At 74.6% G+C, this 13,963-nt stretch carries 13 protein-coding genes; 8 read left to right on the top strand and 5 right to left on the bottom strand.

All coding sequences use genetic code 11. From position 1 onward, the window contains the following. The first annotated feature begins 51 nt into the window (after positions 1 to 51). Positions 52 to 1,884 carry a malto-oligosyltrehalose trehalohydrolase gene (gene treZ, locus FMM08_RS03510; RefSeq protein ID WP_147924984.1) on the top strand — a complete coding sequence of 611 codons (1,833 nt, stop codon included), beginning with the start codon at positions 52 to 54 and terminating at the stop codon, positions 1,882 to 1,884. A gap of 46 nt (positions 1,885 to 1,930) precedes the next feature. On the opposite strand, the gene zapE is transcribed toward treZ, so the two are convergent. Further along, positions 1,931 to 3,034, bottom strand: a complete 1,104-nt coding sequence (zapE, locus tag FMM08_RS03505; RefSeq protein ID WP_187279527.1) for a cell division protein ZapE — start codon at positions 3,032 to 3,034, stop codon at positions 1,931 to 1,933. A 207-nt stretch (positions 3,035 to 3,241) separates the two neighbouring features. On the opposite strand from zapE, the gene FMM08_RS03500 reads away from it, so the two are divergent. Both FMM08_RS03500 and FMM08_RS03495 read left to right on the top strand, forming a co-directional pair. Next, positions 3,242 to 4,171, top strand: coding sequence for a sulfurtransferase (locus FMM08_RS03500; protein ID WP_147924983.1), 930 nt, complete (start codon positions 3,242 to 3,244; stop codon positions 4,169 to 4,171). Next, complete coding sequence (locus tag FMM08_RS03495) at positions 4,168 to 4,635, top strand: SufE family protein (protein WP_255471996.1); 468 nt, start codon at positions 4,168 to 4,170, stop codon at positions 4,633 to 4,635. The genes FMM08_RS03500 and FMM08_RS03495 overlap by 4 nt, the downstream gene beginning before the upstream one ends. Before the next feature lie 104 nt (positions 4,636 to 4,739). Here the strand turns inward: FMM08_RS03495 and FMM08_RS03490 are convergent, their stop codons facing one another. Further along, positions 4,740 to 5,894, bottom strand: coding sequence for a phosphatase PAP2 family protein (locus FMM08_RS03490; protein ID WP_187279526.1), 1,155 nt, complete (start codon positions 5,892 to 5,894; stop codon positions 4,740 to 4,742). Positions 5,895 to 6,004: 110 nt separating this feature from the next. Here FMM08_RS03490 and FMM08_RS03485 point away from each other — a divergent pair, with 110 nt between their 5' ends. Continuing rightward, positions 6,005 to 6,250 (top strand): hypothetical protein, encoded by a 246-nt coding sequence (locus FMM08_RS03485; RefSeq protein WP_147924981.1) that lies wholly within the window; start codon positions 6,005 to 6,007, stop codon positions 6,248 to 6,250. A gap of 4 nt (positions 6,251 to 6,254) precedes the next feature. On the opposite strand, the gene FMM08_RS03480 is transcribed toward FMM08_RS03485, so the two are convergent. Together FMM08_RS03480 and FMM08_RS03475 are read right to left on the bottom strand one after the other, a co-directional pair. Further along, positions 6,255 to 7,529 carry an alpha/beta hydrolase family protein gene (locus tag FMM08_RS03480; RefSeq protein ID WP_147924980.1) on the bottom strand — a complete coding sequence of 425 codons (1,275 nt, stop codon included), beginning with the start codon at positions 7,527 to 7,529 and terminating at the stop codon, positions 6,255 to 6,257. Beyond that, complete coding sequence (locus tag FMM08_RS03475; protein WP_147924979.1) at positions 7,526 to 7,969, bottom strand: DoxX family protein; 444 nt, start codon at positions 7,967 to 7,969, stop codon at positions 7,526 to 7,528. The genes FMM08_RS03480 and FMM08_RS03475 overlap by 4 nt, the downstream gene beginning before the upstream one ends. Positions 7,970 to 8,234: 265 nt before the next feature. On the opposite strand from FMM08_RS03475, the gene glgX reads away from it, so the two are divergent. From glgX to msrB, 4 genes are all read left to right on the top strand, one after another. Then, a complete protein-coding gene (gene glgX, locus FMM08_RS03470; RefSeq protein WP_369431661.1) occupies positions 8,235 to 10,328 on the top strand; it encodes a glycogen debranching protein GlgX in 2,094 nt (697 codons plus the stop codon). 176 nt (positions 10,329 to 10,504) lie between these two features. Then, entirely contained in the window at positions 10,505 to 11,560 is a 1,056-nt protein-coding gene (locus FMM08_RS03465) for an ATP-dependent DNA ligase (RefSeq protein WP_147925279.1), read from the top strand. A gap of 10 nt (positions 11,561 to 11,570) precedes the next feature. Beyond that, positions 11,571 to 12,095 carry a hypothetical protein gene (locus FMM08_RS03460; protein ID WP_222710368.1) on the top strand — a complete coding sequence of 175 codons (525 nt, stop codon included), beginning with the start codon at positions 11,571 to 11,573 and terminating at the stop codon, positions 12,093 to 12,095. Positions 12,096 to 12,152: 57 nt separating this feature from the next. After that, positions 12,153 to 12,587, top strand: a complete 435-nt coding sequence (gene msrB, locus FMM08_RS03455; protein ID WP_147924977.1) for a peptide-methionine (R)-S-oxide reductase MsrB — start codon at positions 12,153 to 12,155, stop codon at positions 12,585 to 12,587. On the opposite strand, the gene FMM08_RS03450 is transcribed toward msrB, so the two are convergent. Next, on the bottom strand, positions 12,553 to 13,842 hold the full coding sequence (locus FMM08_RS03450; protein ID WP_255471992.1) for an APC family permease: 1,290 nt from the start codon (positions 13,840 to 13,842) through the stop codon (positions 12,553 to 12,555). The two genes, msrB and FMM08_RS03450, sit on opposite strands and share 35 nt — an antisense overlap. Positions 13,843 to 13,963: the final 121 nt, after the last annotated feature.

Below are 13,963 nucleotides of genomic sequence, written 5' to 3'. Positions count from 1 at the left end.
GCATCCCCCGGTCGGGTGGCGGACGCCCATGATCACCGGTTGGGTGGTCGGGTGCACCGCTTCGCCGTCTGGGCGCCCTCTGCTGACCGCGTCGAGATCGACGTCCACCTCCCCTCCGGCACGCGGACGCTGCCCATGGAGCCCACCGACGATCCCGCCCCCGGCTGGTGGGCGTCGGAGGTGGCGGAGGCCGGCGACGGCACCGACTACGCCTTCCGGGTGGACGGCGGCGACCCCCGGCCCGACCCGCGCAGCGCTCACCAGCCGCACGACGTCCACGGCCCCAGCCGCGCCTTCCACGCGGGCGCCCACGCCTGGGGAGACGGCGCGTGGGCAGGCCGGGACGCCCGAGGCGCCGTGGTCTACGAGATGCACGTCGGCACCTTCACCGCCGAGGGCACGCTCGACGCGGCGGCGGAGAAGCTGGGGCACCTGACCGCGCTCGGCGTCGACGTCGTCGAGCTGCTGCCGGTGGCCGCGTTCCCCGGGCGCCGCGGCTGGGGCTACGACGGCGTGGACCTCTACGCCGTGCACGACGCCTACGGCGGTCCCGCGGCGCTGCAGCGCTTCGTCGACGCCGCCCACCAGGCGGGGCTGGGCGTGGCGCTCGACTGCGTCTACAACCACCTGGGCCCGGCGGGGAACTACCTCGGCGAGTTCGGCCCGTACTTCACCGAGGAGCACCACACGCCGTGGGGCGCGGCGGTCAACCTCGACCAGCCGGGCGCCGACGGCGTGCGGCGCTTCGTCCTCGACAACGCCTTGCGGTGGTTCCGCGACTTCCACGTCGACGCGCTGCGCCTGGACGCCGTCCACGCCCTCGTGGACGACTCCGACGAGCACGTGCTGGCCCAGCTGGCCCGCGAGACGGCCGCCCTCTCCGCCGAGCTCGGGCGGCCGCTGACGCTCATCGCCGAGAGCGACCTCAACGACACCGGCATGGTCACGCCGCTGGGCGAGGAGTCCGGCACGGACCTGCCCGCCCGCGGGATGCAGGCGCAGTGGGCCGACGACGTCCACCACGCCCTGCGCTCGGTGATGACCGGCGAGCGCGGGGGCTACTACAAGGACTTCGCCAGCCTCGAGGTGCTCGGCGGCGTGCTGGAGCGCGTGTTCCACCACGCGGGCACCTACAGCCCGTTCCGCGGCAAGACCTGGGGGGCGCCCGTCGACACCTCCCGCTTCGGCGGTCACGCGTTCGTCGCGTACACCACCACGCACGACCAGACCGGCAACCGCGCCACCGGCGACCGGCTCTCGGCGTCCCTGGACGACGCCGCGCTCGCCACCGCGCAGGCGGTGGTCCTCACGAGCGCCTTCACGCCGATGATCTTCATGGGCGAGGAGTGGGGCGCCACCACGCCGTGGATGTTCTTCACCGACCACGACGCCGAGCTGGGCGCCCTGGTGAGCAAGGGCCGGGCCGAGGAGTTCGCCTCCCACGGGTGGGAAGGCGATGTGGAGGTGCCCGACCCGCAGGAGGAGTCGACCTTCACGGGCTCGAAGCTCGACTGGTCAGAGCCGACCTCCGAGCGCGGGGCGAGGCACCTGGCCTGGACCCGCGACCTGCTGGCGCTGCGCCGCTCCGAGCCCGACCTCGCCGGCGACGACCTGCGCGCCGTCCGCACGGCCACCAGCGGTGACGCCGAGCTGCGCGAAGGCGGCAGCCCCTGGCTGGTGGCCCGTCGCGGCTCCCTGGCGCTGGTGGCGAACCTGGCCGCCCACGAGCAGGTGGTCCCGCTGGCCGGCGCCCTGGACGACGACGACGCGCGCGCCGAGGTGGTCCTCGCGTGGGACGCCGCGACCACCGAGGTCTCCGCAGGCTCGTCGGGCACCGCCGTGCGGCTGCCCGCCCGGGCCAGCGCCGTCGTCCGCCTCTCCTGAGAGTGCTCCGGAGGTCCGTGACCACGGACCTCCGGAGCAGGGCGGTTCAGCCCTGGGAGCCCTCGCGGGCCAGGGCGGTGAGGCGCGAGACGGCGCGGGCGTACTTCTTGCGGTAGCCGCCGTTCATGAGCTCGTCGGGGAAGAGCTGGTCGAGCGGGGCGCCGGAGGCCACCAGCGGCAGGTCGCGGTCGTACATGCGGTCGCCGAGCACCACCAGGCGCAGCGCCACGCTCTGGTCAGAGACCGGGCGCACCCCGGTCCAGTGGACCGCCGTGACCCCGTCCAGCAGGGCCCCGTAGCGGCTGGGGTGCACGGTGGCGAGGTGGCCGAGGAGCGCGTCGAAGGAGTCGAGCACCACGCCCTCGCCGGAGGCCAGCCGCTGCGCCGCGCGCTCGCGCACCTCGGCGTCGGTGGCGGGCTCCGGCGGGGCGGGCAGGCCGCGGTGGCGGTAGTCCTCGCCGTCGACCCGGTAGACGTCGAAGCGCGAGGCGACCGCCTGGATCTCGCGCAGGAAGTCCTCCGCGGCGAACCGGCCCTCCCCCAGCGCGTCGGGCAGCGTGTTGGAGGTGGCGGCCAGCGCTGTGCCCGCGTCCGACAGCTCGCGCAGCAGGCGGCTCATGAGGACGGTGTCGCCCGGGTCGTCCAGCTCGAACTCGTCGATGCAGACGAGGCGCTTGGCCGAGAGGGCCTCCACGGCCTGCCGGAACCCCAGCGCCCCGGCCAGGTTCGTGTACTCCACGAACGTGCCGTACGCGGCGGGGGCCGTCGGGCTGTCCACGGCGTGGAAGAGGGAGGTCAGCAGGTGGGTCTTGCCCACGCCGAAGCCGCCGTCGAGGTAGATCCCCTCCTTGGCCGCCCCGCCACCCACGCCGCCGCGGCCGAACAGCTTGGCGAGCCCGCCGCCCCTCGCGCCCTTCGACCCCTTGGCCCCGCTCCAGCGCCCGGCCCTGTCGCGCAGGGCGGCCACGGCGTCGGCCTGCGTGGGCTGCGACGGGTCGGGGCGGTAGGTGTCGAAGCTCGCCGCGGCGAAGTGCGGCGGGGGCACGAGGTCGTCCAGGAGGCGCTGCGGGCTGGGCCGCGGGTCGCGCTGGACCAGGGAGGGGACGGCGTCGGTGGTCTCGACGGCGTCGAGCGCGGTCGCGTCAGGCACCGGCCGAGCCTAGGGCGGCTCGCTCCCGCCTGCCGGTCGTGGCCCACGACAGGGCGGCGGGTGAGCCGCAGGTCACAGCCCGGTGCACGCTCGCGGCCGGATGCGCCAGCAGGCGCGGCACGACCACGGCCCCGGACCGGTCGCGGGCGACGGGGTGAGGCTGTCCTGGCTGGTTAGAGCACACCGGCGTCGCCTAACCTCGACGGCATGGCTGCTGAGACGACGTCGCCGCGGATCGCCCCGGACCCCTCGCCCCGCTTCGCGGAGTACGCCCACCCGGAACGGCTCGTGAGCACCGAGTGGCTCGCCGAGCACCTCGGTGAGCCGGGGCTCGTCGTGGTCGAGAGCGACGAGGACGTGCTGCTCTACGAGACCGGGCACATCCCCGGTGCGGTGAAGGTCGACTGGCACACCGACCTCAACGACCCCGTCACCCGCGACTACGTCGACGGCGAGGCGTTCGCGCGCCTCATGGGTGAGCGCGGCATCGACCGCGACACCACCGTGGTCGTCTACGGCGACAAGAACAACTGGTGGGCGGCCTACGCCCTGTGGGTGTTCACGCTGTTCGGCCACGAGGACGTGCGCCTGCTCGACGGCGGCCGCACGAAGTGGGAGGCCGAGGGCCGCGAGTACACCACCGACGCGCCCGCGCTGACCACCGTGGACTACCCGGTGGTGGAGCGCGACGACAGCCGCATCCGCGCCTACAAGGACGACGTGCTCTCCTTCCTGCGCACCGAGGCGCCGCAGCTGGTGGACGTGCGCTCCCCCGAGGAGTACACCGGCGCCCGCACCTCGATGCCGGCCTACCCGGACGAGGGCGCGCTGCGCGGCGGGCACATCCCCGGCGCCCAGTCGGTGCCGTGGGCCCGTGCGGTGGCCGAGGACGGCGGCTTCAAGACCCGCGCCGAGCTCGAGGCCGTCTACGCCCAGGAGAAGGGCCTGTCCGCCGACCGCGCGACCATCGCCTACTGCCGCATCGGCGAGCGCTCCAGCCACACGTGGTTCGTGCTCCACCACCTCCTGGGCTTCGACGACGTGAAGAACTACGACGGCTCCTGGACCGAGTGGGGCAACGCCGTGCGCGTGCCGATCGCCACCGGCGACCAGCCGGGATCGCCGTCAGCGCGGTGAGCGCGGCCCAGGACCTGCCCCCGAAGCTCGCCGACGTCGTCGACGACTTCGCCGCCGTCAGCGAGCGGGAACGGCTGCAGCTGCTGCTGGAGTTCAGCGAGGGCCTGCCCGAGCTGCCCGAGCGCTACCGCGAGCACCCCGAGCTGCTCGAGCCGGTGCCGGAGTGCCAGTCACCGGTGTTCGTGGTCACCGAGCTCGAGGACGCTGACGACGCCACTCCGGCGCTGGACCGCACGGTCCGCGTCTTCGCGACCGCCCCGCGGGAGGCCCCGACCACGCGCGGCTTCGCGGGGATCCTCGTCGAGGGCCTGGACGGGCTGCCCGCGTCCGAGCTGCTCGCCGTCCCCGACGACGTCAGCGACCGGCTGGGCCTGGCCCGCGCGGTGAGCCCGCTGCGCCTGCGCGGCATGGCGGGCATGCTCGGCCGCATCAAGCGGCAGGTGCGGGAGAGCGCCTCCGCCTGACCGCCGCCGCTTCCCAGAGGGGCAGGACGACGACGAGGGGCCCCGGCCGGCTGGCCGGGGCCCCTCGTCGTCCTGCTCTGCGAGCAGACGGAGTGCCTGGTGCGTCAGGCGACCGGTGCTGCCCGGCGGCGCGCCTCGACGGCGTCGGCACTGCCGGCGACGTCGTCCTCGTCCTCGGGTCGCTTGCTCGGGTCGCGCAGGTTGCCGGTGGCCCAGGCGCCGGCCCACACGGCGATGCCGCCGATGGCCATGCCGGCCAGGTCGTCGACGATGTAGTGCCAGCCGAAGTAGATGGTGGCCAGCACCGTCAGCACGAAGAAGGTCCACATGGCGCGGCGCACGAGCTTGGGCATGCGGATGAGCTGCACGATCAGCGCGGCGGTGAAGACCACGGACACGTGGAGCGACGCGAACGCGGCGATGCCGGAGACGGTGCCGGACACGTCGGGGTCCGCCATGACGATGGAGCGGTTGCGCACCAGCGCCGCCTGCAGCCCCGTCACGTCGGTGCGGGAGAGGTCGCTGAAGTCCCAGGGGAGGGCGTAGAACGGCCCGGACGCCGGGATCAGGTAGTAGCTGGCGGCACCGAGCGCCCAGTTCAGGCAGAGCGCGGTGACGTACCAGAGACCGTGCGACAGGTGCTTCCAGAAGATCAGCGCCACCGCCACGGAGACGGGGACGAAGATCAGGTACCCCATGTACACGAACGACAGCACGTGGGCGGAGAACCCGGTCCCGAGCACTGCGTGCAGGACCTCGGCGGGGTTGTTGCCGAACGCCAGCAGCCGGTCGCTGGCCACGAGGGCCAGGTCCTGCGAGCCCTCGTGGATGAAGGGGAGGAAGTTCTTGAGGTTCCGGTACCCGACGTAGGTGATGTAGAAGCTGGCGACCGCCACGAGCACCGGCACCAGGCGGCGCCACGGCCAGCGGGCGACGGCGACGTCGCGCACGGACTCCACGAAGCCGCGCGGCGAGCGCAGGTCCGGGTGGCCCCGCAGGCGCCACGCGGCGCGGGGCAGCACGTCGATGAGCAGGCAGATCGCCACGATGGCGGGCATCCGCACCCAGCCGGGACCGAGGAAGCCGTCCGGGTCGCGCATGGGGATCCCCAGCGCGACGGACCCGATGACCGCGAGACCTCCGGTGATGGCGGCGGTGCCAGCGGCCAGGAGGAGCACGCGGTGGCGGTGGCGGCGGCTCGGGACCTCGACGGTGGCGACTGGAGGCGCGGACGCATCAGGCGGGGTACCGAGGGCCATGGGGTCATTCTGACCCAATCGGAGGGCTCCGCGCGTCCACGGACTGGTCATCTGCGCGTCACCTGCTGGACGCACCACCCGGCGGCCCCGCCGCCTGTTTGACTGCTGGGGTGTCCAGCACTCCCCCGCCGCCCTCCGACCAGCCGTCCGACCAGCCGTCGCAGCAGGCCTACCAGCCCCGTCCGGACCCGCGGCGCCGCCTCGTCGGCGTCGGGTTCGCCATCCTGGGCGGCTACTTCGCCTACGGGGTCTGGCAGGTCGAGATGTCGGGGTGGCTGAAGGCGCTGCTGCTGGCCGTCTTCGCCGGCGTGGCCGTCTACGGGGTCGTGCAGCTGCTGCAGAGCCGCCGCCGCTGACCTGTCAGAGGTGCTCGAGGAGGAACCGGGCGACCTCGCGCTCCCACCGGTCGGGGTCGGAGTTCCACTCCCGGCAGTGCCCGGCGCCGGGGAACTCGAGCAGCGTCACGAGGTCGGGGCGGGCAGCGGCGAGCATGCGGCTGGAGCCCACCGGGACCACCGCGTCGGCCTCGCCGTGCAGCAGGAGCACCGGCACGCGCAGCTCCTCCGCGCGCGTGACCCAGTCGAGCCGGTCCAGGTCGAGGGGACCCTCCACGCCGAGCGCCGCTCGGGCGAGCGGCGAGCCCATGAGCGCGGTGCCCGCACGCCCCAGCGGCGGCGGCACGCGGTGGACGCGCGCCTGGTGCTGCAGCACGCTGCGCCAGTCGAGCACCGGGCCGTCGAGCACCACGGCGCGCACCCGGTCCGCCGTCCACGAGCGCGACAGGGCCGACAGCACGATGGCCCCGCCCATCGACCACCCGACGAGCACGACCTCGCGCGCGCCGGCGTCGAGGGCGTGCAGGACGGCGGCCTCGACGTCCTCCCACTCGGTGTCGCCCAGGCCGTAGCGGCCCGACGGGCTGGCGGGGACGCCGGGGTCGTTGCGGTAGCTGGGCACGAGGGCGGGCACGCCGAGGCGGTGCAGCACCGGCAGTGCGCGCAGGCACTCCTCGCGCGTGCCACCGCGGCCGTGGACGAGGACCGCCCAGACCTTGCCGCGCAGCTCGCCGTCGGCGGGGTGCACCAGCCAGGCGGGCAGCTCACCCACCGGCGAGGTGACCACCGCGTCGTCGAAGGGCAGCCCGAGCGCCCGGCCGGGGTCGCCGGTGTGGAACCAGCCGCTCCAGCGCCCGGGACCGGGGCGCAGCGCGCCGGCGTCGGTGCCGATGAGGTGGCGCACCACGGTCCTGGCCCGGCCCGCGCCGCGACCGGCCCCCGCGCCGCCGCTGCTGCCCGTCCCGGGCTCGTCCACGCCGATGACGTCGCCGAGCTGGGAGTGGGTGGCCCCTCCGTCGGTCCACAGGCCGTAGCGGCCCGGCGCGAGGGTGAGGTCGCTGGCGGCGAGCACCACGCGGTCGGGCTCGACGGCGAGCACGCGGACGTCGTCGACCCTGACCTTCTCGGGCGTCACCACGCGCCGTGCGAAGTGCGTGGCCAGGGCCGACGCCGCCGCCGAGGCCGCCAGCCCGACGGCTCCGCCCACCACGGCGCTGCGGACGACGGCGCGGGTCAGGGACGCCGCGCGCACAGCGGCGGCCGCGACGTCGCCCCCGCCGGGGGCTCCGGTGGTGCTCATGCACGCCCCCCCGCTGCTGGCCGGGCCGCGAGGAGCGGCTCGCGCCGCGGCGCGGCGGACGCCACCCGCAGCCCCCACGCCACCAGGGGCAGCTGCAGCGGCAGGCGCGCCAGGGCCACCGCCCGGTACCAGCCCGGTGCCCGCTCGCTGCGCAGGGCCTGCACGGCCATGGTCACGTTGGCGGGGTAGACGGCGGCGAACAGCACGGCGCTGGCCAGGCCCGCCCACCGGCGCGTGCCCGGGGCCAGCAGGGCCCCGGCGCACGCCAGCTCGGCGACGCCGGAGGCCGCGACCCACGGGCCGGGGCGCCCCAGCGCCCGGGGCACGATCCGCTCGAACGGCCCCGGGGCCGCGAAGTGGGCTGCGCCCGCCGTCCCCAGCAGCACCGCGAGCGCCACCGGGGCGGTGGGACCGGTGCCGAGCGGCGTGGTTCGGCTCATGCTCCGATCCTGCCAGCGGTCCGCCGGACGTGCGCGGGCCGTGCTCGGGTGTCACTCCCGGGTCGCGCGCCGCGGAGGGCACCACCACGATCAGCGCGTGACCCCTCCCGCTTCCTCCTCCTCCAGCGCGCCCTCGAAGGCGTCCGCGAAGACCTCCGACAAGACGTCCGACAAGACGTCCGACGAGCGCAGCACCGCGAAGAGCTCCGCGAAGAAGGCGCCGTCGAGGGGCCCGGCGCGCCGCACCCGCTCCGCCAGCCGCCCGCTGGCATCCCGCGTCGAGCCAGGCCTGCCCTACCCGCTCGGCGTGACCCTGCGCGCCGGCGGCATCAACGTGGCGCTCCCCTCGGAGACCGCCGAGTCCGTGGAGCTGTGCCTGTTCGACGCGTCCGGGAAGGAGGAGCGCGTGGAGCTGCCGGAGAAGTCCGGCCACGTCTTCCACGGCTTCATCCCGGGCATCGGAGCCGGCCAGCGGTACGGGTTCCGCGTGCACGGCGCCTGGGACCCCGCGCGCGGCCTGCGGCACAACCCCCACAAGCTGCTGCTCGACCCCTGGGCCCGGGCGGTCGAGGGCGCCTTCGGCGCCGGCGAGGAGGTGTTCGGGCACCACTGGGACGACGCCGCCAAGCTCAACGAGGCCGACTCCGCCGGCTCGGTGCCGCGCTCCGTCGTCGTCGACGAGTCCTTCGACTGGGGCGACGACACGCCCCCGCGGACCCCGCTGCACAGCACGGTGGTCTACGAGACCCACGTCAAGGGCCTGACGCACACCCACCCCGACGTCCCCGAGGAGATCCGCGGGACCTACGCCGGCCTGGCCCACCCCGCCATCACGAGCTACCTCACGAGCCTCGGCGTGACCAGCGTGGAGCTGCTGCCGGTCCACCAGTTCGTGCAGGACTCCCACCTGGAGGAGAAGGGCCTGCGCAACTACTGGGGCTACAACTCCATCGGGTTCCTCGCGCCGCACGGGGAGTACGCCGCCGCCGGGGACGGCGGCGGGCAGGTCGCCGAGTTCAAGCAGATGGTCAAGGACCTGCACGCCGCAGGGCTCGAGGTGATCCTCGACGTCGTCTACAACCACACCGCCGAGGGCAACGACCAGGGCCCCACCTTCAGCCTCAAGGGCATCGACAACGGCTCCTTCTACCGGCTGGTGGAGGGCGACGAGGGCCACTACTTCGACACCTCCGGCACCGGCAACAGCCTCAACGCCTCCCACCCCGCGGCGCTCGGGCTGGTCATGGACTCGCTGCGGTACTGGGTGCAGGAGATGCACGTCGACGGGTTCCGCTTCGACCTGGCCACCACGCTGACCCGCCAGGGCGGCGAGATGGACGTGCACAGCGCGTTCCTGACGCTGGTCCACCAGGACCCGGTGCTCGCACCGGTGAAGATGATCGCCGAGCCGTGGGACACCGCCGGCTACCAGGTGGGCGGCTTCCCGGCGCGGTGGAGCGAGTGGAACGGCAAGTACCGCGACGACGTGCGCGACTTCTGGCGCGGCGAGGAGGGCGTGCTCGGCGCGTTCGCGCACCGCGTGACGGGCTCCGGCGACATCTACGGCGGTGCACCGGGCACCGGCGGTCGCGACCCGCTGTGCAGCATCAACTTCATCACCGCGCACGACGGCTTCACGCTGCACGACCTCACCAGCTACGACGCGAAGCACAACGACGCGAACGGCGAGGGCAACAACGACGGCGAGAGCGACAACAAGAGCTGGGGCTGCGGCGCCGAAGGACCGACGGACGACGACGGCATCAACGAGCTGCGGACCCGCCAGCGGAAGAACCTGCTGGCCACGCTGCTGCTGTCGCACGGCGTCCCGATGGTCCTCGGCGGCGACGAGATGGGCCGCACGCAGGGCGGCAACAACAACGCCTACTGCCAGGACAGCGAGATCTCCTGGTTCGACTGGTCCGCCGTCGACTCCGAGCTCGTGGACTTCACCGAGGAGCTCACCTCCCTGCGGCGCGAGCACCCGGCGCTGCGTCCGCGGCACTTCGGTGACGTCGACGTGGAGATGCGCCGCGCCGACGGCCCGGAGATGGGCGACGCCGACTGGGCCGAGCCGCTCAACAAGGCGCTGACGATCCACCTCACGGGTCCGCGCTCGGACGGCGCGGACGACGTCGAGGAGTTCATGCTCATGGTCAACGGCTCCGAGGGCGTCGTGGAGTTCACCGTGCCCACGCGGACGGACTCCGGCACCGACCCCGAGGCCGAGGGGCTGCCCGGCTGGAAGCTCGTGCTCTCCACCGACCCCGAGCAGCACGTCAAGAAGCGGGGCCTGGCGCCCGGCCAGCAGATCCTCGTGCGGGACCGCTCGCTGACGCTGCTGCACCGCGTCGACTGACCCCCCCTTCGCAGCCGGGCGCCCGGTCGCGGTTCCCACCCCCTCCGGAACCGCGACCGGGCGCCCGGCTGCGGTTCCGGCCGGGGCCGGCTGCGCCACGCGGGTGGTGGACGCCCATGATCACGGTGAGTGGACGGGCCGAGGGGGGCAGGCTGGGTGGCGTGCACCTGCCCGTGATGCCGCCCGTCGCGCCGATGCTGGCCAAGGGCGTGAAGGACGTCACCACCGTGCCCGCGCCGAGCTCCGTGGCGGGCGGCCTGCTCTACGAGCCGAAGTGGGACGGGTTCCGCTGCATCGTCTTCAAGGACGGTGACGAGGTGGAGCTCGGCAGCCGCGGCTCCAAGCCCCTGACGCGGTACTTCCCCGAGCTGGTCGCGCACCTGCGGGCCCAGCTGCCCGACCGATGCGTCGTGGACGGCGAGGTGGTGGTCCGCCGCGGCGAGCCCGGCGCCGAGCGCCTGGACTGGGAGGCGCTCGCCCAGCGCATCCACCCCGCCGCGAGCCGCATCACGCTCCTGTCGCAGCAGACCCCCGCCTCGTTCGTGGCGTTCGACCTGCTGGCCCTGGCCGACGACGACCTCACGGCCCGCCCGTTCTCCGAGCGCCGCACCGCGCTCGAGCAGGCCCTCGGCGGCGTCACCGCGCCCGTCCACCTCACCCGGACCACCACCGACGCCGCCCTGGCCCAGGAGTGGCTCCAGACCTTCGAGGGCGCCGGCCTGGACGGCGTGGTGGCCAAGCCGCTGGCCGCCCCCTACTCCCCCGGCAAGCGCGTCATGCTCAAGGTGAAGCACGCGCGGACAGCGGACGTCGTCGTCGTCGGCTACCGGGTGCACAAGTCGGGCGCCGGCGTGGGCTCCCTGCTGCTGGGCCTCCACGACGACGACGGCCAGCTGCGGCAGGTCGGCGGAGCCAGCGCGTTCACCGACAGGGTGCGCCTCGAGCTCGAGGCGGAGCTGCAGCCGCTGGTGCTGCGCGACGACGACGGCGCGCCCCGGCGGCAGGCCGGCGAGAAGAACCGGTTCGCGGCGGCGGACAAGGACGCCAGCTGGATCCCCCTGCAGCCCGACCTCGTCGCCGAGGTGAAGTACGACCAGCTGGAGGGCGACAGGTTCCGCCACACCGTGCAGCTGGCGCGCTGGAGGCCCGACCGCGACCCGGGCTCGTGCCGCTTCGACCAGCTCGACGTGCCGGCCGACTACGACCTCGCGGACGTCCTCACGGGCGGATAGCGTCCGGGGCGTGTCCGGGATCAACGCAGAGACCAGCCCTGAGGTCGAGCCTTCCGTCGTCGTCGTCCTCACCGAGCAGCCGGTGGAGGGTCCCGACGCGGAGCGGGTGCTCGCGCTGCACGAGGGCGAGCACCTGCTCTACCGGGTCCTGGTGCCGGCGGACACGAAGCGGTCGGTGCTCACCGAGGTGGTCGACAGGCTGAGCCTGGCGCACTGGCGCGAGGCGGTGGAGGCCGTCCGCGAGGGCGGCCGGCGTGACGCGGACACCGCCCGGGCCGAGGCGTCGACGGTGCTGGACACGACGGTCGCGGCGCTGCGGGCGCTCGGGCGCGACGCCGACGGCGTCATCACCGACGACGACCCCGTGCCCGCCCTGGAGGCCGCCGTGCAGCAGCACGGGGCGCGCGAGGTGGTCGTGGTGACCCGGCCGCACGCCGTGGAGGAGACGTTCCACCGCGACTGGGCCAGCCGCGCCCGCGAGGTGCTGGGCGTGCCGGTGCTGCACACGTACGCGGGCACCGGCCAGGTCGGCTGATCCGCCACCGCGACGTCGCCGGGGAACGCGTCGCGGACGACGGGTGTTGGACAGGGCATGACCGCTCACCCGACCTCCAGCCGCCAGTACCCCGTGGCCAAGTCCGACACCGAGTGGCGCCAGCAGCTCTCCCCCGCCGAGTACCGCGTGCTGCGCGAGGCCGGCACGGAGCGCGCCTGGGTCGGTGAGTACACCGACACCGAGACCGAGGGCGTGTACCGCTGCAAGGCGTGCAGCGCGGAGCTGTTCCGCTCCACCACCAAGTTCCACTCGAACTGCGGGTGGCCGTCGTTCTACGCGCCGAGCGAGTCCGACGCGGTGGAGCTGATCACCGACAGGTCGCTGGGGATGGTGCGCACCGAGGTGCGCTGCGCCTCCTGCGGCTCGCACCTGGGCCACGTCTTCGAGGGCGAGGGGTTCCCCACGCCCACCGACCAGCGCTACTGCATCAACTCGATCAGCCTCGACCTGGAGCCCGGCGCCGAGGGCTGATCCCCCTCCGCAGGAGGGCGCGGCCGGCCAGGCCCGCCGCCAGCACCGCCAGTCCGGCGGCCACGGCGGCGGGCGGCAGCGCCACCACCAGCACGAGGCAGCCGAGCAGCCCCAGCCCCGCGACCGGTCGCTCCCAGGCGCGGCGCTGGGGGTCGCGTCCCGCGCGCGCCCACGCTGCGAGGTTGGCCACGGCGTAGTACACGAGCACACCGGTCGAGCTGGCGGCGATGGCGCCGCGCAGGTCGGTGGTGAGGACCAGCGCGACGACGACGGCACCGACCGCCAGCTGCGCCACCGCCGGCGCACCGCTGCGCGGGCTGGTGGCGGCCAGGGGTGCGGGCAGCTCGTGGTCGCGGGCCATGGCGAGCGCCGTCCGACCGACACCGGTCATCACCGTCAGCAGCGACCCGAGCGCCGCGACGGCAGCGCCGACGGTGACGAGCACCGCGAGCTGCGGGGCGGGTCCGGCGGCCACGGCGTCGCGCAGCGGGAGGGTGCTGGCGGCGGTCGCCGTCGTCCCGAGCACCCCGAGGACGACTACGACCACCGCCGCGTAGACGACGAGCACCACGGCCAGCGCGATCGCCACGGCCCGGCCGATGGTCCGCTCCGGGTCGCGGACCTCCTCGCCGAGCGTCGCGATGCGCGCGTACCCGGCGAAGGCGAAGAACAGCAGGCCCGCCGCCTGGAGCACGCCGAGCGGCGCCGCTCCGGCGGTGGCGCCGGTGAGGCCGGAGAGGTCGAGGCCGCCGCCGGCCGCCGCGCCGAGGCTCACGGCGAGGACCCCCAGGACGACGACGACGAGCACCGCGGTCACGCGAGCGGTGCGCTGCACGCCCGCGCACGTTAGGGCGGTGAAGAGCACCACCACGACGGCTGCTGGCACACCCGGGTGCTCCGGCCAGACCGCGGCGCCGGCCACCAGGGCGATGGCGGCGCAGCTGGCGGTCTTGCCGACCACGAACGCCCACCCGGCGGCGAAGCCCCACCGCTGGCCCAGCTCACGACGCCCGTAGGCGTACGCGCCCCCGGCGAGCGGGTGCAGGCCGGCGAGCCGGGCCGTGGAGGTGGCGTTGCAGGTGGCGACCAGCGCCGCGAGCGCGAGCGCCGCGAACAGGCCGGGCGCTGACGGGCCGACGGCCGCGGCGGCGGTGCCGACGGCCCCGAAGACGCCCGCGCCGAGCATGGCGCCCAGCCCGACGACGACGGCGTCGCGCAGCCCGAGCTCTCGCCGCAGACCCGTGGTGGTGGTCACCGCGCGACCCTGCCCTGCCGAGGTGAACGCCTCGTGACCCGCCCCTCCCCCTCGACGATCACGCCAGTGAGCGCCGCATCCCGGAGCAACCTCTCCCGACCGCGGACGCTGGGTTCCGGCG

The organism is Quadrisphaera setariae, from assembly GCF_008041935.1.
In the GTDB taxonomy this organism is placed as follows: Bacteria; Actinomycetota; Actinomycetes; order Actinomycetales; family Quadrisphaeraceae; genus Quadrisphaera; species Quadrisphaera setariae.
The sequence above is the reverse complement of the archived record's forward strand: the minus strand, read 5'-3'. Positions and strand labels throughout refer to the sequence as shown.

Coding starts and splice junctions, on each gene's coding strand:
- FMM08_RS03500 (WP_147924983.1), top strand. CDS start 3,242: ATGGCTGCTGAGACGACGTCGCCGCGGATCGCCCCGGACCCCTCGCCC.
- FMM08_RS03490 (WP_187279526.1), bottom strand. CDS start 5,894: ATGGCCCTCGGTACCCCGCCTGATGCGTCCGCGCCTCCAGTCGCCACC.
- FMM08_RS03480 (WP_147924980.1), bottom strand. CDS start 7,529: ATGAGCACCACCGGAGCCCCCGGCGGGGGCGACGTCGCGGCCGCCGCT.
- FMM08_RS03475 (WP_147924979.1), bottom strand. CDS start 7,969: ATGAGCCGAACCACGCCGCTCGGCACCGGTCCCACCGCCCCGGTGGCG.
- FMM08_RS03465 (WP_147925279.1), top strand. CDS start 10,505: ATGCCGCCCGTCGCGCCGATGCTGGCCAAGGGCGTGAAGGACGTCACC.
- msrB (WP_147924977.1), top strand. CDS start 12,153: ATGACCGCTCACCCGACCTCCAGCCGCCAGTACCCCGTGGCCAAGTCC.